This is a genomic window from Granulicella sibirica (genome assembly GCF_004115155.1).
Taxonomy (GTDB): Bacteria; Acidobacteriota; Terriglobia; order Terriglobales; family Acidobacteriaceae; genus Edaphobacter; species Edaphobacter sibiricus.
The window spans coordinates 1,046,238-1,068,819 of the sequence record NZ_RDSM01000002.1 but is presented as its reverse complement, the minus strand read 5'-3'; the positions used below and the strand labels follow the sequence as shown (position 1 = coordinate 1,068,819).

Here is a 22,582-nt window from a genome sequence, read left to right as displayed (position 1 = left end):
GTGAGGTAACCTCCGGAACGGGCCGCGAAAAAGCACTAATCCGAGGGCGACGGTGAATCTTTCACGATTTCTTCAAGATACAGGTGGTCCGACCAATGTGTCCGACTTTTGGAGGAGGTTACCTTCGGAGAACGTTTTCTCATCTGCCCGCCACTCGTGACGCTCCAACCCGCGACACCGCTGTCTTTCGGTACAAAAGCTCGGGGCGCTCGCGAACAGGAAACGACGCTTGCGAACCTCCATAAGCTCCGCACCTGCCCCCGCGTCGTCGCTGTGGTCTGACTTCTGGGACCGTTATCAACAGACTCTCCCCCGATACGCGAAAAAGCAGTTGACACTCCCACTTGCGGTCCACTACAACGGGTCGCTCAAACAATGTCTACGAAAGCGGTAACTAAGCAAGAAACCGCTTCAGTCTCAACGCAACCCTTGGAGGTTTCACGTGCGCATCAAGTCACGAGTACTCGCATCACTCTTCCTCATCAGCCTGGCGGCGCCGCCTGTATGGAGCGCATATGGGCAGTCGGATAGTTCCTCGCTCTCGGGCGGCATTTCGGACGCATCGGGGGCCTTGCTGCCCAACGCGAAAGTTACCGTTCGCAACAACGCTACCGGAAGCGAGGTCACCGCGAGCACAAATGAAAGCGGCAACTTCACCCTGCCGAACGTCACGGCTGGGAACTACACCGTGAAGGTCGAGGCGGCCGGTTTCCAGAGCGTTACGCTCAACAACGTGAACGTCGACCCGAGCATCGGCCGCCACATCGATGTCGCCATGAAGGTGGGCGAATCGACCTCGACCGTCACAGTTGAAGCCGGCGCCAACAGCGTGCAGACGGAGAGTGCTGTCGTCGGCCAGCTCGTCACTCAGGAGCAGGTCAAGAGCATTCAGCTCAACGGCCGCAACCCGCTCTATCTCTCGCAGCTCGAGCCCGGCGTCACGCGTAACGCCTCGATGGCGTCCTTCGCCTTCGGTCTCGATAACGGCGTCAACATTGGCGGAGCGCGAAGCCAGGAGAGCCTCATCACGATCGACGGTGCTCCTGCGGTACGCACCCGCTCCAACGGCACAAGCGTTGGTGTCGCGGACGTCGACTCCACCTCGCAGGTACAGATCCTCACCAACAGCTACCAGGCAGAGTATGGCCGCACCGATGGCGGCCAGGTCCGCATCGTCCCCAAGAGCGGTACGAACACCTTTCACGGAGCCGCGTATGAGTTCTTCCGCAACACGATCCTGAATGCGAATACATGGCAGCGCAAGCTTCCCTCGAACAGCGCGGCCATCCGGAATAAGCCGCCAGGATTCCGCTACAACCAGTACGGCTGGAATCTCAACGGCCCTGTCTACATCCCTAAAGTGTTCAACAAGGATAAGAGCAAGCTCTTCTTCCTGCTTGGCCAGGAGTACCTGAGATACAACAACGACGACACGGTCTTTCAAAAGGTTCCGACCGCATTGATGCGCACCGGTAATTTCAGCGAATTGCTGAGTCCGAACATCTTCTACGGAGGCGTCAACCAGATCTACAGCCCCACCACGGGGGCTGCGTATGCCGGCAATGTGATTCCGTCCAGCGATCTCAGCGCAAATGGTCTCGCGCTGCTAAACGCCTTCCCGGCTCCGAATGCGTCGGCGACCACATATAACTGGGTGGATGCGGCGACGGAGATGCAGACGCAGCGCAAGGACACGATCGTGATGGACTACATCCCCTTCGAGGCCCATCACCTTCGTTTCTCGCTGCTGAACTACAACTACCACGACTACTCACCGCACTACGGAAACTTCAATCGCAACCCCCGCATCTTCGACCGTCCGAATCAGGTCGCCGTCGTTCACTATGCTTGGACGATCTCTCCCACCATGGTGAACGAGCTGATCGTGTCCGCTGCCGCGGATCACGTGACGATTGGCATCGATACCTCAAGCGGTCTCTACGATCGTACGAAGTACGGGATCAACTATCCCTTCCTCTACTCTGCGGCGACGAAGACCATTCCCAACAAGATCCCCACCATCAGCCTTCCGAACTTCACTCTTCTCGATGGCGGTCCGTACCCGTCGCACTCGGGCGGCGTGGTGTATAACTTCGCCGACAACGTCACCAAGGTCTGGGGTAATCACACCGTCAAGATTGGCTTCAACTTCGAGTACGGCGGGGAAAACAACTTCGACCAGATCACCGTGTCGAACACCCCCGGATCGACCAACAACCAGAATGGTAAGTTCACCTTCACCGACCAGCGCGCAGGCGGCACTACCACCAAGATCGGCGTCGCCAACGCCGCGGAAGGTCTCTTCGACACCTATGGAGAGATCGGGCAGCGCTCCTACACGCTCTATCGCAGCACCATGTACGAGGGCTTCCTGCAGGATCAGTGGCGCGCCACGCCGCAGCTTGTCATCGAGGCCGGTGCTCGTTACAGCTTCTACAACCCCTACTACGCGATTTGGGGCAATCAGTCTGTCTTCAACCCGGCGTCCTATAACCCGGCGAACGCGGTCACGGTCAACCCTGCTACGGACGTCGTGACTGGCGGCGATCGCTACAACGGCGTCGTCATCCCCGGCAGCGGCTTCCCGTCGAGCGCGGCAGGCCATGTGGATCCGGCTATCCTCGCCGGTTTCCAGGGTCTCTTCCGCGGCTTCAGCAACGCCTACTCGCCCACGGTGAAGACCGATATCCAGCCTCGCTTCGGCATCACCTACCAGCCGCGTCAGGGTCTTGTGATTCGCGGAGGCGGCGGACGATATGTCCAGCGTCTCGGCATCACGGATAACGTCTTCACCGGTGGCAATGCACCGTTCCAGCCGTCATCCACCGTCAGCCTCGGACAGGCCAACGCCCCGGGTGGTGTCGGAAGCAACAACTTCCCCTTCAACTACTCGTCGCAGGCCTACAACTATCCGAGCCCTGAGTCGTACAACTGGAACCTCACCGTGGAGCAGGAGTTTCCGGCACTCGGCGTCTTCTCCATGTCCTATGCCGGCCGTCGCGGAATTCACCTTGAGGAGCTGATTAACGTCAACCAGTTGCCGATCGGTACGACGCTTCTGCCCTCAAGCCAGGGTGTTGCCACCGATGCCCTCCGTCCGTACAAGGGCTTCTCGAACATCAACCAGGCGACCAATGGCGGCGCTTCCATCTACAACGCGTTGCAGATGAATCTCCGTCGCCGTCTGAGCAAGGGCTTGCTCTTTGGCGTAGCGTACACCTGGTCGAACAGCTCCGACTTCGGTTCGTCGAACGGCACGCAGCTTCCCAACGCCTTCGATAAGTCAAACTACTGGGGCCGCAGCGACTTCAACATCCGTCACGTCTTCGTCTCGAACTTCGTCTATAACATCGACCAGTTCAACCACTCCAACCACATGGCAGAACGCATTGCCCTCGGTAGCTGGCAGTTCTCCGGAACCTTGCAGGCGCAGACAGGTCCCCCGCTCAACGTATCGAACGGAAACGACTTCGCCGGCGTCGGCACGGGCTCGGGAACGCAGCTCTACCGCGAAGTCTCTCACGTGCAAACGTACAAAAACTTCGCAGGCCAGACCGGAACCGCACCGTGGTTCAGTACCGCCTCCTTCTCTCAACCTCTTCCGGGTACGTTCGCTCCTCGCGGATCCCGCAACCAGATCAACGGCACTGGCTTCCAGAACTACAGCTTTGCCCTCAACAAGACGTTCCATATCATTCCCAATCATGACAACCAGACGATGGTCTTCCGCGGGGAGGGCTTCAACGTCCTCAACCACCCAACCCCCGACAATCCGGATACCGGCCCAACCTCCGGAACGTTCGGCTTGAGCAGAACGAAGGGCGGAACCTACGGCGCAGATCGCCAGTTCCAGTTCAGCCTGCGTTATGCGTTCTAGCTTCATTGCTTCACTTCGCCTCATCCTGACTGGGATCCTCGCGCTTGTTACGGCGGGATCCCAGTCCTGCTTTGCCGACCCCATCGCCTGGGTCAACCCCTACATCGGAACCGGCAGCGGCCCATCGGCTACGGCGGCATGATGCCCTTCGTCACGCCACCCTTTGGCATGACCACCTGGACCCCGCAGACTCGCCAGAACAAGATCAGCGGCGTCTCGTACAAATACGAAGACACCAAAATCACAGGCTTCATCGGCACCCACCAACCCGCCATCTGGATGGGCGACTACGGTTACATCACTCTCATCCCCCAAACCGGCGATCTCAAGATCACACCCGACGCCCGCGCCGTCACCTACATCCACAACGACGAAGAGACCCACCCCGACTTCTACTCCGTCTGGACCACCGACGCCACGGGCGAGCGAGTCCGCACCGAGATCACCGCGACCGAGCGTTGCGCCCTGATGCGCTTCACCTTCCCAGCGGGAAACGCCTCACGCGTACTAGTCGAAGCCTCCCGGCCCGGCATCGAGGGCCACGCCGAAGTTAACGCGGCCAACCACGAGATCACCGGCTATAACCCGGATCGGATGGACAAGCACCTCGGCAACATACCCCTGCCGAATTTCAAGGGCTACTTCGTCGTCCAGTTCCGCAAGCCCTTCGATCACGCCGAAACCTATGGCCTCTCAGGCAAAGCCGAACGCGGCGCGTATGCCGAGTTCCGTACGACGCAAGGCGAAGCAGTGGAAGTCCGCATAGGCACATCCTTCATTAGCATCGACCAGGCCCGCGCCAACCTCGCAGCCGAGATTCCCGACTGGAACTTCGAAGCCGTCCGCCAGAAGCTCCACACCGCGTGGAATGAGAAGCTCGCGCGCGTCAACATCGAAGGCGCCACCGACGACCAGCGCCACATCGTATACACCGCCCTCTATCACGCGCTCCTATATCCGAAAATCTTCTCCGAGCAAGGCCGCTACTACAGCGCCTTCGACGACACCATCCACAACGGCCACTCCTATACCGCCTACTCCATCTGGGATACCTTCCGCGCCGAGAACAGCCTCCTCACCCTCCTCGCGCCCGAACGCATCCCCGGCATGATCACCGCCCTCCTGCAGAACTACAAAGAGGGCGGCTGGATGCCCAAGTGGCCCAACCCCTCCTACACCAACATCATGATCGCCACCCACGCCGACTCGCTCGTTGCCGAAGCTATGATTAAAGGCTTCAAAGGCTTCGACTACGCCACCGCATGGGACGCCGTCTACAAGGACGCCATGACCCCACCCGATGGCGACACCACCCGCCTCTGGAGCGACCGCGAAGAGCACACACCCTACGAGGCCCGCCCCGGCCTCACCTACTATAAGAAGCTCGGCTATATCCCCGTCGATAAGACCGCCGAAGCTGCCTCCTCCACGCTCGAAGACGCCTACGACGACTGGTGTGTCGCGCAGGTCGCGAAGATCCTCGGCAAGACGACCGATTACAACTACTTCCTCAAGCGCTCGCAGAACTACCGCAATCTCTTCAACAAAGAGACCGGCCTCATGCAAGGCAAGAATCTCGATGGCTCCTGGGCCAAGCCGGATGACGGCTTCACCGAAGGCTCCCCGTGGGTTTATACCTGGGCCGTCATGCAGGATGTCCCCGGGCTCGTCGATCTTATGGGTGGGCCCGACAAATACAACGCCATGCTCGACCAGCACTTCGCAGGCGGCCACAACGTCCACAGCAACGAGCCCAGCCACCACTATGGCTATCTCTACGACTACAGTGGACAGGCCTTCAAGACCCAGTCCAAGGTTCGCGAGATCGCCAACAAGGAGTACGCTAACGCCCCCGCCGGCCTCGACGGCGACGACGACTGCGGCCAGATGTCCGCGTGGTTCCTCTTCACCGCCTTCGGCTTCTACCCCGTCAACCCAGCATCAGGCGACTACATGATCGGCAGCCCGATGTTCGAGGCCATGTCCATCCGCCTGGCCAACGACAAGACCTTCACCGTCCGCGCCCCGCATAACTCCGCGACGAACGTCTACATCCAGTCCGCCACGCTCAACGGCAAGCCCCTGAACATCCCCGTCATCCACTACGACGACATCATGAACGGAGCCACCCTCGAGCTGACCATGGGCTCCAACCCATCTAAATGGGCCTCTAACTTCAAATAACCCCCTAAGCACTTCAAGACCCTGTGTGCCCCACCTTCGTCGACAGCCTTATCGTCGACTAAGGTGGGCGCCCATACCGCCTGCGCTCATCTCTGTTCTGCTGCCCACTCAAACCTCCAGCGCCACCACCTCGTAAAGCTTCACGGCAGGCACGGTGAGCCTGACCGTGCGCCCCTGCTGCTGGAACTTCACCGGCATCTCCGCGGCAAGCAGCGTAGCCGTCTTGATCCGTACATCGCGTGGCACCACCACGCGCACCGTCTGAGCCCCAAGCGGCACAGGCGTACGCATGCGTCCACGAAAGGCATTCGGTCCGTTGTAATTCAGCAGGTGGATCGCGAAGCCGGACTCAGTCTCCCAGGCACACACCTCCATCAGCCCCTGTCCCACAACCTCGGTCCCAGGCTCATCCCGCAGAACCCATCGAATCGCGTTGGTAAGCTGACGTCCAAGGTCGACATTGTCCAGCCTCCAGTAGCTCGCGTCCATATCCCCGGCCAGATAAACGAGCCGCGCCCGCCCCTTTTCCCGCGCAACAATCGATGGCGAATCCGAAGGCGGCTGCCGTGTGTAAACCGCCTCAGGCGGATACACCGGATAGGGATGAATCGTCGTCATCACCGGGTCGGCGACAGGTGCCAGCGGAATACTCCACACAGGCCCGGCTATCCACTCCGTATCTTCAAAGCCGGCCGTAAGCGCATTCCTCTTCTTGACGGACTGAAGATGAACCGAAGTCATCGACTCAGCGGACTTGGGCTCGGAGCGCTGTCGGCTTCCAACCTTCTTGATGCCAAACAACTCACCAAGCGCAAAATCGTCGCGAGGCGTTCCCGTCTCGTCATAGAGGCTCGTCTCGAAGGTAGCCAGCAGCGATCCCCCTCCATCCGCATACGCTTCCAGCGCCTTGCACTGTGCATTGCTCAGCAACGCAACGTTCGGCAGAATGAGCGCAGCATACCGCTGCATGTGCTCGACCGTGAGATCCTCTTCATGCAGGAAGTCGAAGGGAATGCGCGCCTCGACGAGCACCGAGTACATCCCCTCGATCGAGTCGGTCTTATCCTCTTTGGTGGGGGCCTCATACACGGTCATCGACTTGGGTGCGACAACGATAGCGATACGGGCAAGGGACCTCACATTGTGAAAGTGCTTGTCATGCTTCGCGTGCCACGCAAGAAAGTCGCGCCCCGGGTTCTGCCAGCGGCGGTCTTCCTGGAAGCCCTGTTCAAGCCCCAGCCAGTGATACCAGACGACTCCGCCAGCGGCTGCCGTCTGCGCCATGCGGCACTCCGGCTCCACTGAGGTATCCGTGACATTCCGCCAACTAATCGCACCCGCCCGCGCATAACTCGCCGAGACTGCGGCTACCGGCCGATCGCCCATCAGCGCAAGCGCAAACTTCACTTGCTGCGCATCCTGCCACACAGGCGCGATCACGCTCGCACGGGACTGATTATCGGCCGTATACCAGAGCGCCTCTCGCGTAAGCTTCCACTGATCAAGCCCCGACTCCTTCAGGCCGCCGCCAAGATTGCAGCTATAGAAGTTATGTGGGCTCTTCTCCATCACGACGCTCTTGTAAAGGTTGATGAGGTCCCCAGCACTTGCCATCAGCGCAGCTTTGTACTCCGCCGAGTGAGGATCGCCGATCTTCCTGCAGTTATCGCAGTAGCAAACCTGCATCGTGGGCCACCCGTTCATGTAAAGGCCGTCGATGTCGTAGTTGGCATTCAATTCGCGAATAATCGCAGGCTGCTGCTCGCTGAAGTGCCCACCGAACTGGCACGTGAACGCGATATCCGGCGCGGAAGACTGCAGGCTCCCATCCTGGTTGTGCCGGAACCACAGCGGATGCTCCGCGATGAGCTTGGGGTCCATCCACTGGATATCTGGGCTCATGCGGCCATAGATGCGCATCCCGCGAGCCTTCGCCGCCTTCACGCAATCGCCGAAGAGGTCCCGTTCCCCAAGAAAGCTGCTGCGATGGAAATACGGGATCCTCGTCGGATAGAAAGCGACGGGACCTGATACCGAGAGTGCCAGCGCCTGCACCTTGGTCGAGGCCCAGTAGTCGGCCCACTGCTCCACGTTGGCGTTCTGCGGGTCGCGCTCGTTGAAGTTCGTCTGCCCTGTGCGCTTCACGCGGCGATACCAAGGGCCGGCGGACACAGGCACCTTATTCGCGACGGGAATAGCTTCAGTGGATGCGAGCAGGGAAGGGACAGTCAAACCGCTAAGCAGGCTTCCTGCCCCCATAATGGCGAAGTCTCGCCGAGTCGTCTTCACGCTCTCTCCTTGAAGCTTCAATCCGCCTCAAAGGGCCGGGTCGCAACTGCAGGCGATGCTATGGAACCAGAATAGGAGTGTCAATCGAGGTCAGACCACGTCGGCCCTGCTCACGCCGATGCGCGTTGCCCGGCCTCTCTCACCAGCCAACGAACCCGAGTGCCCGATCTTCGCCGAAAGTCTCACCGTCGGCGAAGGTGGAAGCCAAACCGTCGAACCATCGAGCCTTGCTCTTGCACCTTCCGTCGGGCTCGTATCGAAGATCACCGCTTCTCCGCAGCCGCATTCAGTGCATCCAACGCCGACGCCTGCGCTCCCGCATTATCCGCGGCGGGCGGCCCCGACCACACGGTACTGAACCGGTTATCCGGCGTCCGTGCATTCGACCATACTGACTCGCCATTCGCATCCAGAAAACGTACGAACGCCGGATCCCCATCCACCGCCTGAAGCTGCACAAGGTTGCGGTTAAAGATGCCTTTGAACTGCACCCCGTCCTCGCTGCACTTCGGCTCGCACGGATCATGCAGAATCCCTTGCGCGTCCGTCAGGTGGATCACCGCCGCCTGCGCAATGCGCGTCGCCGACGCGATCAGTTCGGGATTCTTCTTCTCCTTCCGGCTGAGCGCCGCAAGCCCTCCAAGCACGACCCCTTGGTTATAGCTCCACGTCGTCCCCTTATTGTTCTTGCACGAGCCGGTGAGCCCATCGTTCACCAGTCCATCCTCGTTGATCATCCCCGTACCCGAGAACCACTTCCACTCCCGGTTCGCCCAGTCCAGGTACTCGTTCTGCTTCTTTCCGCGCGTGTGCAGAGCCAGCTTCGCCGCGACCGAAAGGAAGAGCTCATTGGCGATCGCGTTCTTGTAGTGCCGATCCTTCTTCCACCAGATGCCGCCTCCGCATGTGTCATCCCATCCATGCGACATATCGTCGAAGATCGACTCCGACATCTGCAGGTACTGGTTCGCCTGTTTCCCATGCGGGTTCAACTCATAGGCATCGATCCACGCCAATGCCCACCAGCCCTCGTCGTCGTAGTACTCGTTGAGGAATCCCGCAAACTTCTGCGGAGCCTTTTGAAACACGTCCGGGAAGATCCACCGCACCGTCTCGTCCCGCGCGATGCGCGACTCATCCGCCAATGCCGTCACTGCGTTCGCCGAGTTCCACCAGCCGGTCGTCGTGAACAAGCCGGTCTTCTTGTCGTAGAGCTGCAAAAGCGCAACAGCGGACGGATGCAGACGCTTCAACGCCTCATCCCGCGAAGGCGGCACAACCGAAGTTTGTGCCGGCGCGAAGAGACTGAAGAAGCAGAGTGCGAGGAGGAGGGAAGCACGCGTCATGAGCACGGTCCAATTAAACCACTGCTCAGGGCAAAAAGCCGTCTCGCTTGACAAACCAGGGGCCCGGAAAGCCCTCTACCACCAGCGTCCGGAAAAACATGCACATAAAACGCATCCACCCAGTAAAGACGCACCCTTCACCACGTTTTCTACCGGCCCGCTAACCACGTTTACCGTACATTGGACCGCATCCTGCACCATCAAAAATCGACATGCATGCGCACGGATTCAACCAGCACCGGCCCCCGGTCCTGGTTGTACCCCGGGTGCTCGACAAACTGCCCATCCAGCGCATAAAACACCCCCCGCCACGCGTGGAGATTGTAATAACCCTCCAAAATATCCTCTCGCGCATAGTTCAACCCGTTATCTCCAAGCAGAAAACCCAAACCGCCAAGCCGGAGGTAGTTCTGATGATCCCTCTTGATCGCGTTGGAAACAAAGGTGATACCGGCCTTATCCAAAGGTCGCCCATACCTACGCATGAAGTAATCCGCCCCAAACGCGAACGTCTGATCCACCTCCGTGTAAGCGAACGACTGATGCTGCCCCTCGTTCCACCCAAATCGCCCGTAAATACGAGTGTTTTCAGTAATTTCCTGCTCGAAGTTCAACCCAACCCCGTACTTCACCGTCGACCCCGGGGCATGCGCCGTAATGTCCGGCACCTTCGTCAATCCAGCCTCGAACGCCTTGATCGAATCCCTGTAAACCCCCATATTTGCATGGTTTACGAATCCCAGCAGCCTCACCGCCCCCTTCCGCTCTTTCGGTAGGAAAGCCGAAAAGGGCGTCCTCCGAAATTCAAACTCCGTGTTCTCCCCCCGAGCCCGCCGGACATTCCAGTCCACATCGATCCCATTCGCAACCGTCGGCATTAGCCCAAGCGCATACCGAGCCGACCAGATTTTGTCGTCGTATTCCGCCACCCCGGCATAGGTATACCCCCGAGTATCCGCCGCGTAATCCCAAGCCCCGTTATTGTCTACCGTCCAGTTCATGAACTGAAGGTGGCTATCTGTCCCAATGCTATTCAGATCAATCACATCCGGCAGGCTCATCTTGCCGAAGCGGAGGTCGAAACGCCGCGTTGGCACCGAGGTGGAGAGTGAAAAAGGCGTACGTTCCGCTTCGGTGAGTTCTCCGCCGACGCCAATGACTTCATGCAGTTGAACCCGCGCGATATAAGGCTTCGAACCAAGCGATGGGTTCCGAACCACATCGAGATTGGTGAAACCGCCAAGGCCAAGCGCTTCCGAGATCCCTCTGCCGCCCGAGGATTCAACGTCGATGAGGAAGTCTGTTGATGCCCTCGGATTACGGATGACCTGGGCGCCTAGATAGAGCGTTCCCAGGAGAGACGTCTTATATTCCCCGCGTCCGAGAAGACTGTTAGGCCCGCTGTACGGGGTATGAAATGGCCCATGTGCCTGGAAGATTATGTTGGTCTGCCCGACGATCAGGAACCGCGACTTATCGGAATGCGGGAAGAGCGTTGCGGGCGGATCCTCCGGTTTGGGAGGGGAAGCGGGAGAATCGGTCTGAGCCTCTGTTGCCGGTTGTGCAGATTCCTGAGCCGGAAGAATTCGCGTGAGAGATGCAGCCAACAGGGTAAACGCGATCAATCGAGAGAGATGTGAGGGCATGCGATGGTATCCATCGTGCTTGAGGCATGTGAATGAGTGACGAATTTTGGCACACACCGAGGCGAGTGCGTCCCGTTTTATTACTTTCATTACCTCTCCCGTTCGGTGTCGTGTGTCTCGTCAGGGTACAGGATGAGACAGCTTGACGTGAGGAAACGGGCGGGCGTAGTCTTTGCTTACACGGGAAAGGAGGATGGTCCAGCCTATGAAAATTGACGGTAAATGTAGTTCAACAGTACGTGAGGTGACTGAGGCTTAGAGCGTCCAGCTCTAGTCCTGGCATTCTGTAGTTGCAGTCTTAGCCGAGGCCCATGTCCGAGTGTGGACGCCTCAAGTCAATCTCAACAGCTCACCGACAGACGGCTCGACCGACCAGAATCCTCTGGGGTCGGGCCGTTTGCTTTGTGTGTGCATGGAGTCTTTAGAATGGGCAGTATGGAACCTTTGGTGATTGCCGGAACGAGCTTTCGCTCACGGCTGATTGTGGGAACAGGAAAGTATAAAGATGGCGCGGAGACGAAGGCGGCTGTCGAGGCTTCGGGTGCTGAGATGGTCACGGTAGCAGTGCGGCGGGTAAACCTTGACCGTTCGAAGGAGTCGCTGCTGGACTTTCTGGATCCGAAGAAGCTGTTCCTCCTTCCCAATACAGCGGGATGCTACACAGCGGAAGAGGCGATCCGGGCGGCGAGGCTGGGACGTGAGGTGGGGCTCTCGGATTGGGTGAAGATCGAGGTGATTGGCGATCAGGCGACGCTTTATCCGGATGTGCAAGCGACACTTGAAGCGACCAAAGTGCTGGTGAAGGAGGGATTTACCGTTCTTCCGTATACGACGGAAGATATTGTGTTTGCGAAGAGGCTGATCGACGTAGGTGCAGCTGCGGTGATGCCTCTGGGGGCTCCGATTGGGACGGGGTTGGGCTTGCAGAACATCACTGGACTCAGGATTCTTCGAGAGCTAATTACCGAGGTTCCATTGATCGTGGATGCGGGAGTTGGTACGGCTTCGGATGCGGCTTTGGCGATGGAGCTCGGGTTCGATGCGGTGCTGATGAATACGGCCATTGCGCTGGCTGATGATCCCATTCTGATGGCTGAGGCGATGCGGCATGCGGTGATTGGCGGCTATCAGGCCAGGCTGGCTGGACGGATGCCTCGGAAGCTGTATGCGTCGGCCAGTTCGCCGATGGAGGGTATCTCGCGTTAGCTTGCGAGATGCCGGGGTTCTTCCGGCTCTGGCTATGCGGTAAACTCCGCGTATGCGGGTGTTTGGGATCGACTGTGGAACCGAGTTTACGGGGTATGGCGTCGTCGAGATGGATAAGGACGCGCGGATGCCGAAGCTCCTGCATCGGGCTGCGGGAACGATTCGACTGAGCAAGAAGGAGAAGACTCCTCAGCGACTTGCTCAGGTGTATGCGGAGCTGGTGGCGTTGATGACGCTGCACGAGCCGACTGTGGTGGCGATCGAAGAGGTGTTCTTCTCGGCCAATGCGAAGTCCGCACTGAAGCTTGGTCAGGTTCGCGGTGTGGCGATGCTTGCGGCCGCGACTTGCGGGCTTGAAGTGGCGGAATATGCTCCGTTGTCAGTGAAGAGTTCGGTGGTTGGTTATGGGCTTGCCGCGAAGGAGCAGGTGCAGTTCATGGTGACTCGCCTGCTTGGGCTCGAGGTTGCGCCTGAATCAGCGGATGCCGCCGATGCGTTGGCTGTGGCGATCTGCCATCTGCATACGGCGCAGACGTTTACGATGCAGGGTGCGCGTTGAGGGTTTGGGTTGGATTCTTTCTTCTGCTTGGTTTGCGGGTTGCTTGTGGGCAAAGCTCCACAGCCAAGGTTTCGTACAGCCAGGATCGACCTGGGCTCGAGACTCCGAAGTATAAGATCACGGTCGCGGAGAATGGACAGGCGAGTTACCACGCGGAGCTTGCGGCTCCGAAGGTTGCTGCTGGCGACGATCTGCCTCCAATGCCTAGTCCGGTTATCGATCGCTCGATAACTTTTACGGATGCGACCACCGCGAAGATCTTCGAACTGGCTCGAGGCGCTGATCGGTTCGCGATCGTTTGCGAATCGAAGGTGAAGAACATCGCCAAAACGGGGGATAAGGTACTGAGTTATTCAGGACCCGATGGCCAAGGTGAATGCGCTTATAACTTTTCCGAGGTGAAGCAGGTTGCGGCGCTGACTGACCTTTTTCAGGCTGCGGCGACTACGATCGAGATTGGGCGCAGGCTGGACTTTAAGAGGCGTTTCGATCGTCTTGGCCTGGACGCCGAGATGATCTCCCTCGGGAGCATGCTAGAAGGGCACCAGGCTTGCGAGGTGGGAATGATTGCGCCATCCCTTCGGGCCATTGCCAACGATACGGAACTGATGCAGCGGGTTCGATTGCGGGCGGCGAAGATGCTTGAAGAGGCTGGCCTGACTGCTCAATAATGCGCTTGGCTTTGATTCAGAGCTAGATAGACCGACGCCATCTGCTCGAGGGTGAGGGATTCGGCGCGGGCCTCGGGTGGGAGGTTTTCTGGCCAGTTGGACTCGATTTGAGTGCTGGTCCAGTTGGCGGCGCGCAGGTTGTTGCGCAGAGTCTTGCGCTTCTGGGCGAAGGCTCGGCGGAGGAAGGTGTCGAAGGAGGCGGGATCTACGCCGAGATCGGCGAAGCGGGATGCGAAGTCGAGGCGGATGACCGTCGAGAAGACGTCTGGTGGCGGATTGAAGGCGCTTGGCGGGAGCGTAAAGAGGTTGTCAACGCGGGCGTAGAGCTGTGTGGTTGCGGACAGTAAACCATAATCCCGGACACCGGGAGACGCGGCGATGCGCTCGGCAACCTCGCGTTGCATCATCAGGACTGCTCTCCGGAGATGCGCGGAGGCGGCAAAGAGCTTGAGGAGAATGTCCGAGGTGATGTAGTAGGGAAGATTGCCGATCACGTCGGCGGTTTCGCCATGGGGAACAAGGGCTGGGAGATCGACGGTGAGAATGTCGGCTTCGATGACTTCGACGGACGGGGTTTCGCGAAAGCGGAAGCGGAGTTCGGCGGCGAGGGCTCGGTCGAGTTCAACCAGGATCAGGCGGCGACAGCGTGGGGCGAGGATCGTGGTGATGGCGCCGTGTCCTGGGCCGATTTCAATGACAGTACGGTCGCTAGGGTCGCCGATGGCATCGGCGATGGCATGGCGAGCGGTGTCGTCAGCGAGGAAGTTCTGACCGAGTTTGGGCTTGCGAGGTGATGTCATGCGCGTGTCATACGGGGGGTACCCCTTCCCCCTGTGCAGTGGGCCATATCATTCTCTTTGAACGATTTGCGAGGATTTATCGCGCGAATCCCTCATAAAACAGGAGTTAGAGTTCGACTGCTCTTGTCCGATGAGGCATGAGAGCGCAGCAGCCGGATGAATTCTCCGTCGCTGTTCTCTGTGCTTATTATAGAAGACCGGCCGAAACCACTATGACAGGGACTATCCCTATTGAATTGAAAAGATTATGTGGTCTTGGGGCTTGACAACTTTTTGAGGTTGACACGGTTGGAGAAGAGGCGCGGGCCTACTTCGATGAGGCGGGGCATCATGTTGAAGACCGCGATGCGGTTCCATGGATTGCCGTCGCGCATGCGGTAGCCCTTCTCGTTTAGGTCGCTGACGATGGCGGAGTAGGCGAAGTCCTGGGCGAGGAGCTCCATCATGAGGAGGAGGACGTTGTTCTCGCCTGGGTCGACCTCGAGGCGCTGGCAGTCGTCGGAGATGCGGAGACCGTACGGGATGTCGTCGGCATAGGCTCCGTGGGATGGCGCTTCGAGGCCAGGAAGTTCGCGGCGCCACTCGATGGAGAGCATTCGCCAACCGGCGGAGGTGCGCTGCTGAATGATGTCAGGGCTGAAGGGGCCTGAGATAACGTCGCGAACCCGTTCGAAGTGTGGCATGGTAAGCCTCCGCAGAAGGTAGGTGCATAGTTGCAAGGTGCAATTTGTACGCCAAAGTTCTGGTCTGCCGCTTTGGTTCGCGGGCACGAAACGGTCTGGGGGCTTTACGGAGTTCGGTAAAGGGAAACGTATCTCAGCCTCGTTCTCGATTAAGTTTGGGCGGCACGGCTGAAGCAGTTCCCTTCAGCTGACCGGATTCGATAGCCCGAGGGAATATTACTGGGATGAGCTACTTAGTCGCTCGCCGCTACACGGAAGTTTCTTGAGTCGTCGAGTTGGGAACCTTGATTTCATTTTGAAACACTGCAACCTTGTGGTGATTGCTTCCCAGAGTACGCACGGCTAGGCTGGTGTTTTATGAGCGAACCCCTAGACCTATCTGGGGGTGACGGCGAACTGTGTTGCGGAGTTATTGCAGAAACCGGAGCTTTTTGCAGGGATGCGTCAATTTGATTATGTCGTCGGGGACTTAGATCTACCTCGGCAGGGGGCGTATTTTGAGAAGAACATCCGCGGTATTTGAAGCGAAAGAGACGGCTGACCCAACACTGCAGGAGATCCTGGTCGCGCTGTCGTATGCGCTGGACCTGACGGAAGGCGCGGTTCCGGGACATGCGATCCGATCGTGTCTGCTTGGGGTGCGGATCGCGCTGGCTATGGGGCTCGATCATGGGACGATTTCTGACCTTTACTACGCTTCGCTTCTGAAGGATGTGGGATGCAGCAGCAACTCGGCACGGATGTGCCAGATTGTGGGCGGAGACGACCGCGCGGTTAAGGCCGGGACGAAGCTGGTTGACTGGACGCAGCCGCTGAAGCCTGAACTGGCGACGGTGAAGCTGCTGTGGGAGCAGGTGCTTCCGGGGGCTTCAAGGTTTGGCCGCGGGTGGCGGATGCTGAAGATCGCGGCGAGGCAGAAGGAGACGTCGCGCGAGTTGATTGAGCTGAGGTGCGATCGCGGAGCTCAGATTGTGCGCAAGCTCGGGCTCGGTGACACGATTGCCGTAGCGGTGCGGCACCTGGATGAGCATTGGAATGGCGGAGGATATCCGCTTGCGCTCAAGGGCCGGGATATTCCGATGATTTCGCGGATCATGGCCGTGGCGCAGCACCTGGACGCGTTCTGCATGGACCAGGGGCCGCAGACGGCGATCGATGTGTTGATCGAGCGGAAGAAGCGGTGGTTCGATCCGGACTTGACGGCGGTAGCGGTTGCTCTGCACAAGTCGGGCGATCTTTGGCTGCAGTGTTTGCCGGGGTATCCGGCGGATGAGACCTATGCGACGGTGATGAAGCTACATAAGAACAAGCATAAGGCGCTCTCGTCGGCTGACATTGATTCGATCTGCGAGGCGTTTTCGGATGTGGTCGATGCTAAGTCTCCGTTTACGTTCCGGCACTCGCTTGGAGTGAGAGATGCGGCGGTGGCGATCGGAAATACGCTGGGGCTAGCGGAGGATAGAATGCTCGTGCTTCGGCGGGCGGCGCTTCTGCATGACCTGGGTAAGCTTGGTGTGTCGAACTCGATTCTGGATAAGAACGGCAAGTTGACGGATGAGGAGTTTGCGCTGGTGAAGGGGCATCCTTCGATGAGCGCGCAGATTTTGAGCAGGGTTGCGGCGTTCGATGAGATCTCGGTGATCGCGGGAGAGCACCACGAGAAGCTGGATGGGTCGGGGTATCCAAACCGGTTGACGGAGGATGATCTTTCGCTCGAATCGCGGGTGCTGGCGGTGGCGGATATCTTCGGGGCTTTGTCCGAAGAGAGGCCTTATCGAGAGGCGCTTGGACCGGAGAAGATCACGTCGATCATGGAAAAGGATGTGCCGAAGAAGCTGGATGCCGTCTGCTTTGAGGCGCTGCGGGTAGTGATGGCCGGGGCCGTCTGGCCGTCGAAGGAAGATCGACGGGAGATCGGGATGGGGTGCTCGCTGCCTGGGATGCAGGCGGCGGCGGTAAAAGTGTAACGGCAGGGAGTAGGGAGTAGAAAGACTAAGAGGCAACGGCTTTGGGCCGTTGCCTCTTTGGTTTGTGGTGGGGAGGAGTTAGAACTTCATGCGCGCGGTTAAGGTCAGGGACTGGGTCCAGATTTTGAGGCGGCTGTTGTCGTACTCGCCGGCGAGGATGGCGCTCTGGCCTACGGACTGGGTGGCGGGAAGCTGGACCTGGTAGGCGGCGTCGTAGTGCCAACGCTTGTGCGTCCAGCCGGCGCCAGTGCCGATGGCCTGTTGCATGATAGCGGCGGTGAGGGGGAGCAGGGTTGAGGCGGGGACGGGATTGTCGGCGTACTGGTAGCCGGCGCGTACAGTCACTGTCTCGGTGACAGGTAGCTCGGCTCCGGCATGGAAGGTGCCCTGGTTGCGCCAGTGGAGAGGGACGGCGTCGTTGAAGTGGTCGGCGCCGACGACGGAGTTGATGACGGCATTGTTCCCCTGGGTGAGGGTGATGGGAAGCTGGGCGAAGGCCGTGTGCCAGCCGGTGAAGTCTCCCTGGAAGGCGAGGGTGACATGCTGGTTGACCTTATAGGATGCGCCGGCGGAGAAAGCCTGGGGGAGGTCGTTCTGGACCTGTGTGTGGTAGTGGAAGGACGGATCGTTGGTGAGGCCGAGGGCGGTGAAGAGGGCGGAGGCGGAGCCGTCGGCATTCCCCTGGGTGCGGATGGTAGTGCCGCTCTTCCAGGAGAGGCCGGTGCGGAGACGGCTATTGGGCGCGAACTGGACGCCGGCACCGCCGTTCCAGCCGTAGCCACGGGTGGTGAGATTCAGGAGGACCTTGAGGCCGGCGAGATGCGGTTCCTGTTGGAAGATGTAGGGGGCGTGGAGGTCGTTCTGGTTATAGACGATGCCTGCCGTCGCGCCGACGGACCATTTTGGGCCGAAGGAGCGGGCGATGCCGAGGGAAGAGCGGACGGCAATGATCTGCGTCTCCTGCTTCTGGTAGCCGTAGGTGACGCCGGCAGTTCCGGGGGCGTCGTTGTAGTGCCAGTTAGCGCGCATGAGGACTTCAGGCGTGAAGGCTACGGCGGCAACCCAGGGGGTGTGGCCGATGGGGGTGGCGAAGGCTCCGAAGGGCATGACTCCGGCGACTCCGCGAAGCTTGGCGTTGTGGTTGACAGAGTTATTGAAGGTTCCACCAGCGACGAGGCCGAGGACGCTGACGTCGAGGCCACGGGCGGAGAGGCCAGCCAGACCAGCGGGGTTGCCTTCGACGGCGTCGAGCGGGCTGGCATGTTCGGTAACGGTGGATCCACCGCGTGCCATGGCGGCGGCGCTGAGGCCGTTGCCGAGTGAGGCGGATCCCTGAGCGTGGGTGGCGGTGGTGGCGAACGCCCCGCACAGGGTAAGAGCGGCGAGGCGAAGGATCGGTGCGATGAATGCAGGCGAGAGTTCGCGAAATGAAACATAGTGGGGTGATCATCGTCCGCACAGGGCGCGCGGCTCATACCATTTATGGGGGAGGCAGACTACCCGTTCGGGTAAACGTCCCGCTTTGGGAAAATTTGCCCAGCGATTGATTGATGACCTGAAGATACGACGGCAGATGTCCAAAGGGAGTGCTGTTCGTTTCCGTCCATCGGTGTCCGCAATTGGGCGGGCTAGATGTAGTCCTTGTGGTCGGCCCATTCGGGGGCGATGGGATCTTTGCGGCCGCGCAGGATGTAGATGTTGCGGTGCTCGTAGGGCATAGACCAGGGGTTGTTGAGGTGGCCGACGAGTTCGATGCTCTGGTACTCGCTCATGAGATCGGCGTTCGCGGTGGGGGTGACGGCGATGATGACTTTGCCGGTACAGCCATGAGGACCCCAGAGGTAGTAATTGTTCTGGCCGCTGATGACGGTGGGGAGGTTGTGCCCGAGGAACTCGAGGGCCCCGGCTTCGCCGTAGTTTGAGCCCCAGAGGCAGGCGTTGGCCTTCTCTTCGGGTGAGAGGGCGTTGTAGGCACGGGTGACGATGTCGACCTCCTCCTGCCAGCCGAAGCGGTCGGCGTAGAACTGGGGGAGAGGACCGGTGGCGGCGGTTTCGGACTCGGTGATGTTGTACATGTGGATGGCCTTGGCGTAGGCGACCCATGAGGCGGGGCGAAGGACGGGGATCGCCATGGGGAGGGTGACGGCAGCTCCGGCAAGGATGATGGTCTCGAAGATGGGGAAGGCGAAGACGCGGTTCTCGCGGACGGAACGGGTTTTGGCGAAGTAGTTCTCCCAGGCGATGGCTCCGGCGGCGAAGAGCATGGGATAGACGGGGACGACATAGTAGTCCTTCGCGTGGAGGGCCATGGTGATGGCGAGGAAGAAGAGATAAGTCAGGGCGATCCAACGGTAGGGCTTCGCGAGGGGGCTGCGGAAGAGCCAGACGAGGCCGGTGAACCAGACGAGGATGGTGGCGGGCGCGAGGATGAGGATCTGCTGCTTGAGGAACTCGAGTGGGGCGAGTTTGAGATTTTTGCCCCTGGCGCGGCCGTTCTCGAGGAACTCGAGAGTGGGCCAGTGGTTCTGGATCTGCCAGAGAAGATTGGGGAGGACGATGAGGAACATGAGGGCAACGCCCAGGATGGCCCAGCGATTGAGGAGGAGGCGGCGTTGCGGGGTGAGTAATAGGCCGATCAGGAGCGCGACGAGGAAGAAGGTCATCGACGGCTTGTTGAGGAGGCCAAGACCGGCGGCTGCTCCCCAGAGGAGCCAGAACTTCTGGTTGCCGTTGCGGAGGATGAGAATGAGGGCGAAAATGCAGGTCATCCAGAAGAGCGATTCGAAGCTGTTCATGGAGAGGAAGCTGTCGAGGGCGATGTAAATGCCGCCTACAGAGACGGCGAACATGGCTAACGCTTGAGCAGGACGCCGGCCCCCCATCGCCCAGCAGATGAGGCCGGTGAGGAAGATGCGGGCGGCTCCGGCGAAGGCCGAGAGCATGCGGATGCCGTAGAGGGATTTTCCGAAGAGGAGGATGGCGAGGCGGGACTGGAGGGCAACGATGGGGCCGTGGTCGACGTAACCCCAGGCGAGGTGGCGGCCACAGGCGATGTAGTAGAACTCGTCGCGGAAGTACCCGTAGCCGAGGTGGATGGTCCAGGCGGTGGCGGCAATGTGGAAGAGGACTTTGACGACGGCAAAGAGAGCGGCAAGACGCCAGGCGTCGCGGAAGGACGGGTCGGCGGGACGGACGACGGTGGTTGCCATGTGGGGAGGATACGCGCGAGCTGGCCGCAGTGTTCCCCTGGCGGGTGAATTACTTGTGGGCCCCGGAGGATGCGGCTGGGGCTGACGACGGGGCTGACATTGCCGGAGCGGAGAAGGACGGCGACGGAGCCGAGACGTGTGACGGGGCGGAGAAGCTGGAGTTGCGCGCGCCCTCGTAGGAAGAGCTGGAGCGGCTGGAGTTGGATATGTTTCCGCGATTGCTGTTGTTGGCGTCAGCGCGGAAGGATTGTGGGTTCGCGACTCCCGTGCGTGGGTTGATTTCCGAAGACCTGGCGAGGGCGACGCCGGGGCGTAGCTGGCTTTCCCCGATGGGGGTGGGGGCGAAGCCATGCTGCTCGGCGTTGTGGGAGAGTTTGCCGAGGTTGTTGAAGACGCCGCGAGGGACTCCGAGGCCGGCGGATTCGCCGCGGAAGGCGAAGGTCCCGTCTGTTGCGGGATGGGAGACGGGGATGGATTTCAGGTTGACCGGGACCAGGGTAGGCTGGCCGGGTGCGGGCGGGTGGGGCGCGATTGGGCGCGGAAAGTGTGGACCGTTGATGTTTCGAAGAGCCGGACCGTTGGCGAGGCCGTTCCAGGAGCCTGCCTGGGGACGCCAGCCCCAGCCGGAGCCGTTGCAGTACTGCCAGCTCCCGGAGTGGAAGGGCGTCCAGCCCCAGGGATAGGGCGAGACCCAGGAGTATCCCGCGCCGCCGTAGTAGGACCAGATGCCGCTTCCGTAGGGATCCCAGGCGGAACTTACGAGATAGGGCCGCCAGAGGGAACCGCAGCCTCCAACGTTCGAGAAGGAGCCGTAGTAGTTGAGGTCGCTGACGCCGTAGGAGTAGCCCGAGCCGACGAGGGAGGAGGCGACACGGGCGGAGTGGTAGTCGACCGAGTTCTTATCCCAGAGATCGTAGGGGGCAGACTCTTCGTTGGCGCGGGCGAGGGTGGGCTGCGACTCGGCCGACGGGTTGAAGGTGAGGGTCTTGTTCTTGTTGACGGTGATCGAGGTGTCCGAGCCAGTGACGGGGACGTTCCCCTTGAACACCGTGACGGTGGATGCGGTCGTGGAGGTGGCGTCGATGCGGAGGTGGCTGGCCGAGGTGAGGCCGATGGTCTCGTTGCCGACCAGAACGGAGTAGACGTCGGTGCCTTTGCTCTTGACCATGCTGGCGTAGAGAGATCCGCTGATGAGCTTGACGGTGCTTGTGGTCGATCCGGTGGCGGTTCGCCCGAGCACGGTGAACTCGACGGAGGTGTGAGGCGTGAGGCGGATAGAGCTGTTGTCTTCGAACTCGACTTCGGCGAGGCCTTCGCCGGTTTGCAGGCGCTCTCCCGCGATGATGGGCAGGTTGACGAAGGCGGTCTCGGGTTTCCCGTTGCCGCGATCGAGTTCGACGGGGCCGTTGACCTGGCTTAGGCGGACGATACGGACCTGCGAGACGCCGGGGATGGCTGGGACGGCGGGCTGCGTGGCGATGGTCTCCGCGGCCGTGTCGGTGGCCTGTTCCTGGGCTGGAAGCGTCGCGGGGACGATGAGAAAAGAGGCGACGAGCGAAAGGCGAAGGGCTGATGTCCTGCGCATTGAGTGGGTCGGCTTGCTCTTCATGGAGATTGACCTCGAAAATCGCGGGTTCGCCCGTCTCTGGCATCGCCGATCACGCTAAGAACATTCACAGTCATCGGGATGCGGCCAAGTATATGCCTTGAAAGGCAGACTTGTGGAGATTCTTCTGCGTGGCATTTTGGTTTCCGTGGGTGGAAGCGGGAATCAGTTGACATGTGCCTAGATGTCTAGGTATAGATGTCTGGGTATGAAGAAAATTGACTCAATGCAGGGTTCGCTGAATCTGCTGGTGTTGAAGCTGCTGTCGCGCCGGCCCGGGTTACATGGGTACAGCATTATGACCGCTATCAAGGAGAGCTCGGGAGAGGTGCTACAGGCGGAGGAGGGCTCTCTATATCCGGCGCTGCACCGGATGGAGGAGTCGGGATGGATCCGGGCGAAGTGGGTGGTGAAGGAGAGCGGGCGCAGGGCTCGGACCTATGAGCTGACGTTGGTGGGGAAGAAGCAACTGGCGGTGGAGGAGAGCCGCTGGGAGATGGTGAGTTCGGCGATCAATCGAGTGTTACTGGAGGCTTGAT

16 protein-coding genes are annotated in these 22,582 nt (G+C 59.9%); 8 read left to right on the top strand and 8 right to left on the bottom strand.

What is annotated here, in order from left to right; translation table 11 throughout:
- Positions 1-442: 442 nt before the first annotated feature.
- From GRAN_RS15350 to GRAN_RS15345, 3 genes are read left to right on the top strand one after another with little or no spacing between them, the layout of a single operon-like run.
- The gene (locus GRAN_RS15350; protein WP_128913861.1) at positions 443-3,877 is read left to right on the top strand and encodes a TonB-dependent receptor; all 3,435 of its coding nucleotides are present in this window, start codon (positions 443-445) and stop codon (positions 3,875-3,877) included.
- The gene (locus GRAN_RS26330; protein WP_241654663.1) at positions 3,867-4,019 is read left to right on the top strand and encodes a hypothetical protein; all 153 of its coding nucleotides are present in this window, start codon (positions 3,867-3,869) and stop codon (positions 4,017-4,019) included. The genes GRAN_RS15350 and GRAN_RS26330 overlap by 11 nt, the downstream gene beginning before the upstream one ends.
- Positions 4,016-6,061 carry a GH92 family glycosyl hydrolase gene (locus tag GRAN_RS15345; RefSeq protein WP_241654662.1) on the top strand — a complete coding sequence of 682 codons (2,046 nt, stop codon included), beginning with the start codon at positions 4,016-4,018 and terminating at the stop codon, positions 6,059-6,061. Before GRAN_RS26330 ends, GRAN_RS15345 begins: the two co-directional genes overlap by 4 nt.
- Positions 6,062-6,169: 108 nt before the next feature.
- On the opposite strand, the gene GRAN_RS15340 is transcribed toward GRAN_RS15345, so the two are convergent.
- From GRAN_RS15340 to GRAN_RS15330, 3 genes are all read right to left on the bottom strand, one after another.
- The gene (locus GRAN_RS15340; RefSeq protein ID WP_128913860.1) at positions 6,170-8,350 is read right to left on the bottom strand and encodes an alpha-amylase family protein; all 2,181 of its coding nucleotides are present in this window, start codon (positions 8,348-8,350) and stop codon (positions 6,170-6,172) included.
- A 263-nt stretch (positions 8,351-8,613) separates the two neighbouring features.
- A complete protein-coding gene (locus GRAN_RS15335) occupies positions 8,614-9,696 on the bottom strand; it encodes a glycoside hydrolase family 76 protein (protein ID WP_128913859.1) in 1,083 nt (360 codons plus the stop codon).
- A gap of 200 nt (positions 9,697-9,896) precedes the next feature.
- Complete coding sequence (locus GRAN_RS15330) at positions 9,897-11,342, bottom strand: carbohydrate porin (RefSeq protein ID WP_128913858.1); 1,446 nt, start codon at positions 11,340-11,342, stop codon at positions 9,897-9,899.
- A 435-nt stretch (positions 11,343-11,777) separates the two neighbouring features.
- Between GRAN_RS15330 and GRAN_RS15325 the strand changes: the two genes are divergently transcribed.
- From GRAN_RS15325 to GRAN_RS15315, 3 genes are read left to right on the top strand one after another with little or no spacing between them, the layout of a single operon-like run.
- Positions 11,778-12,548: a thiazole synthase gene (locus GRAN_RS15325; protein WP_128914222.1), complete on the top strand. Its 771-nt coding sequence runs from the start codon at positions 11,778-11,780 to the stop codon at positions 12,546-12,548.
- A 52-nt stretch (positions 12,549-12,600) separates the two neighbouring features.
- On the top strand, positions 12,601-13,107 hold the full coding sequence (gene ruvC / locus GRAN_RS15320) for a crossover junction endodeoxyribonuclease RuvC (RefSeq protein ID WP_128913857.1): 507 nt from the start codon (positions 12,601-12,603) through the stop codon (positions 13,105-13,107).
- Positions 13,104-13,778 (top strand): hypothetical protein, encoded by a 675-nt coding sequence (locus tag GRAN_RS15315; RefSeq protein ID WP_128913856.1) that lies wholly within the window; start codon positions 13,104-13,106, stop codon positions 13,776-13,778. The genes ruvC and GRAN_RS15315 overlap by 4 nt, the downstream gene beginning before the upstream one ends.
- On the opposite strand, the gene rsmA is transcribed toward GRAN_RS15315, so the two are convergent.
- Both rsmA and GRAN_RS15305 read right to left on the bottom strand, forming a co-directional pair.
- Positions 13,772-14,578 (bottom strand): 16S rRNA (adenine(1518)-N(6)/adenine(1519)-N(6))-dimethyltransferase RsmA, encoded by an 807-nt coding sequence (gene rsmA / locus GRAN_RS15310; RefSeq protein WP_128913855.1) that lies wholly within the window; start codon positions 14,576-14,578, stop codon positions 13,772-13,774. The genes GRAN_RS15315 and rsmA overlap by 7 nt on opposite strands.
- A 245-nt stretch (positions 14,579-14,823) precedes the next feature.
- Positions 14,824-15,261 (bottom strand): serine integrase family protein, encoded by a 438-nt coding sequence (locus tag GRAN_RS15305; RefSeq protein ID WP_128913854.1) that lies wholly within the window; start codon positions 15,259-15,261, stop codon positions 14,824-14,826.
- Between the two features lie 497 nt (positions 15,262-15,758).
- On the opposite strand from GRAN_RS15305, the gene GRAN_RS15300 reads away from it, so the two are divergent.
- Positions 15,759-17,228: an HD-GYP domain-containing protein gene (locus GRAN_RS15300; RefSeq protein ID WP_128913853.1), complete on the top strand. Its 1,470-nt coding sequence runs from the start codon at positions 15,759-15,761 to the stop codon at positions 17,226-17,228.
- 78 nt (positions 17,229-17,306) lie between these two features.
- Here the strand turns inward: GRAN_RS15300 and GRAN_RS15295 are convergent, their stop codons facing one another.
- From GRAN_RS15295 to GRAN_RS15285, 3 genes are all read right to left on the bottom strand, one after another.
- Complete coding sequence (locus GRAN_RS15295; protein ID WP_241654814.1) at positions 17,307-18,599, bottom strand: OmpP1/FadL family transporter; 1,293 nt, start codon at positions 18,597-18,599, stop codon at positions 17,307-17,309.
- Between the two features lie 257 nt (positions 18,600-18,856).
- Positions 18,857-20,437 carry an ArnT family glycosyltransferase gene (locus GRAN_RS15290; RefSeq protein WP_128913851.1) on the bottom strand — a complete coding sequence of 527 codons (1,581 nt, stop codon included), beginning with the start codon at positions 20,435-20,437 and terminating at the stop codon, positions 18,857-18,859.
- Positions 20,438-20,486: 49 nt separating this feature from the next.
- Positions 20,487-22,046 (bottom strand): DUF6600 domain-containing protein, encoded by a 1,560-nt coding sequence (locus GRAN_RS15285; protein ID WP_128913850.1) that lies wholly within the window; start codon positions 22,044-22,046, stop codon positions 20,487-20,489.
- A 205-nt stretch (positions 22,047-22,251) separates the two neighbouring features.
- Between GRAN_RS15285 and GRAN_RS15280 the strand changes: the two genes are divergently transcribed.
- Positions 22,252-22,581, top strand: a complete 330-nt coding sequence (locus tag GRAN_RS15280; protein WP_128913849.1) for a PadR family transcriptional regulator — start codon at positions 22,252-22,254, stop codon at positions 22,579-22,581.
- Position 22,582: the final 1 nt, after the last annotated feature.

Bases quoted from the DNA above. Each gene is read 5' to 3' on its own strand.
- ruvC (WP_128913857.1), top strand. From the start codon at position 12,601: ATGCGGGTGTTTGGGATCGACTGTGGAACCGAGTTTACGGGGTATGGC.
- GRAN_RS15325 (WP_128914222.1), top strand. From the start codon at position 11,778: ATGGAACCTTTGGTGATTGCCGGAACGAGCTTTCGCTCACGGCTGATT.
- rsmA (WP_128913855.1), bottom strand. From the start codon at position 14,578: ATGACATCACCTCGCAAGCCCAAACTCGGTCAGAACTTCCTCGCTGAC.
- GRAN_RS15335 (WP_128913859.1), bottom strand. From the start codon at position 9,696: ATGACGCGTGCTTCCCTCCTCCTCGCACTCTGCTTCTTCAGTCTCTTC.
- GRAN_RS15280 (WP_128913849.1), top strand. From the start codon at position 22,252: ATGAAGAAAATTGACTCAATGCAGGGTTCGCTGAATCTGCTGGTGTTG.
- GRAN_RS15330 (WP_128913858.1), bottom strand. From the start codon at position 11,342: ATGCCCTCACATCTCTCTCGATTGATCGCGTTTACCCTGTTGGCTGCA.
- GRAN_RS15305 (WP_128913854.1), bottom strand. From the start codon at position 15,261: ATGCCACACTTCGAACGGGTTCGCGACGTTATCTCAGGCCCCTTCAGC.
- GRAN_RS15285 (WP_128913850.1), bottom strand. From the start codon at position 22,046: ATGAAGAGCAAGCCGACCCACTCAATGCGCAGGACATCAGCCCTTCGC.
- GRAN_RS15290 (WP_128913851.1), bottom strand. From the start codon at position 20,437: ATGGCAACCACCGTCGTCCGTCCCGCCGACCCGTCCTTCCGCGACGCC.
- GRAN_RS26330 (WP_241654663.1), top strand. From the start codon at position 3,867: ATGCGTTCTAGCTTCATTGCTTCACTTCGCCTCATCCTGACTGGGATC.
- GRAN_RS15345 (WP_241654662.1), top strand. From the start codon at position 4,016: ATGATGCCCTTCGTCACGCCACCCTTTGGCATGACCACCTGGACCCCG.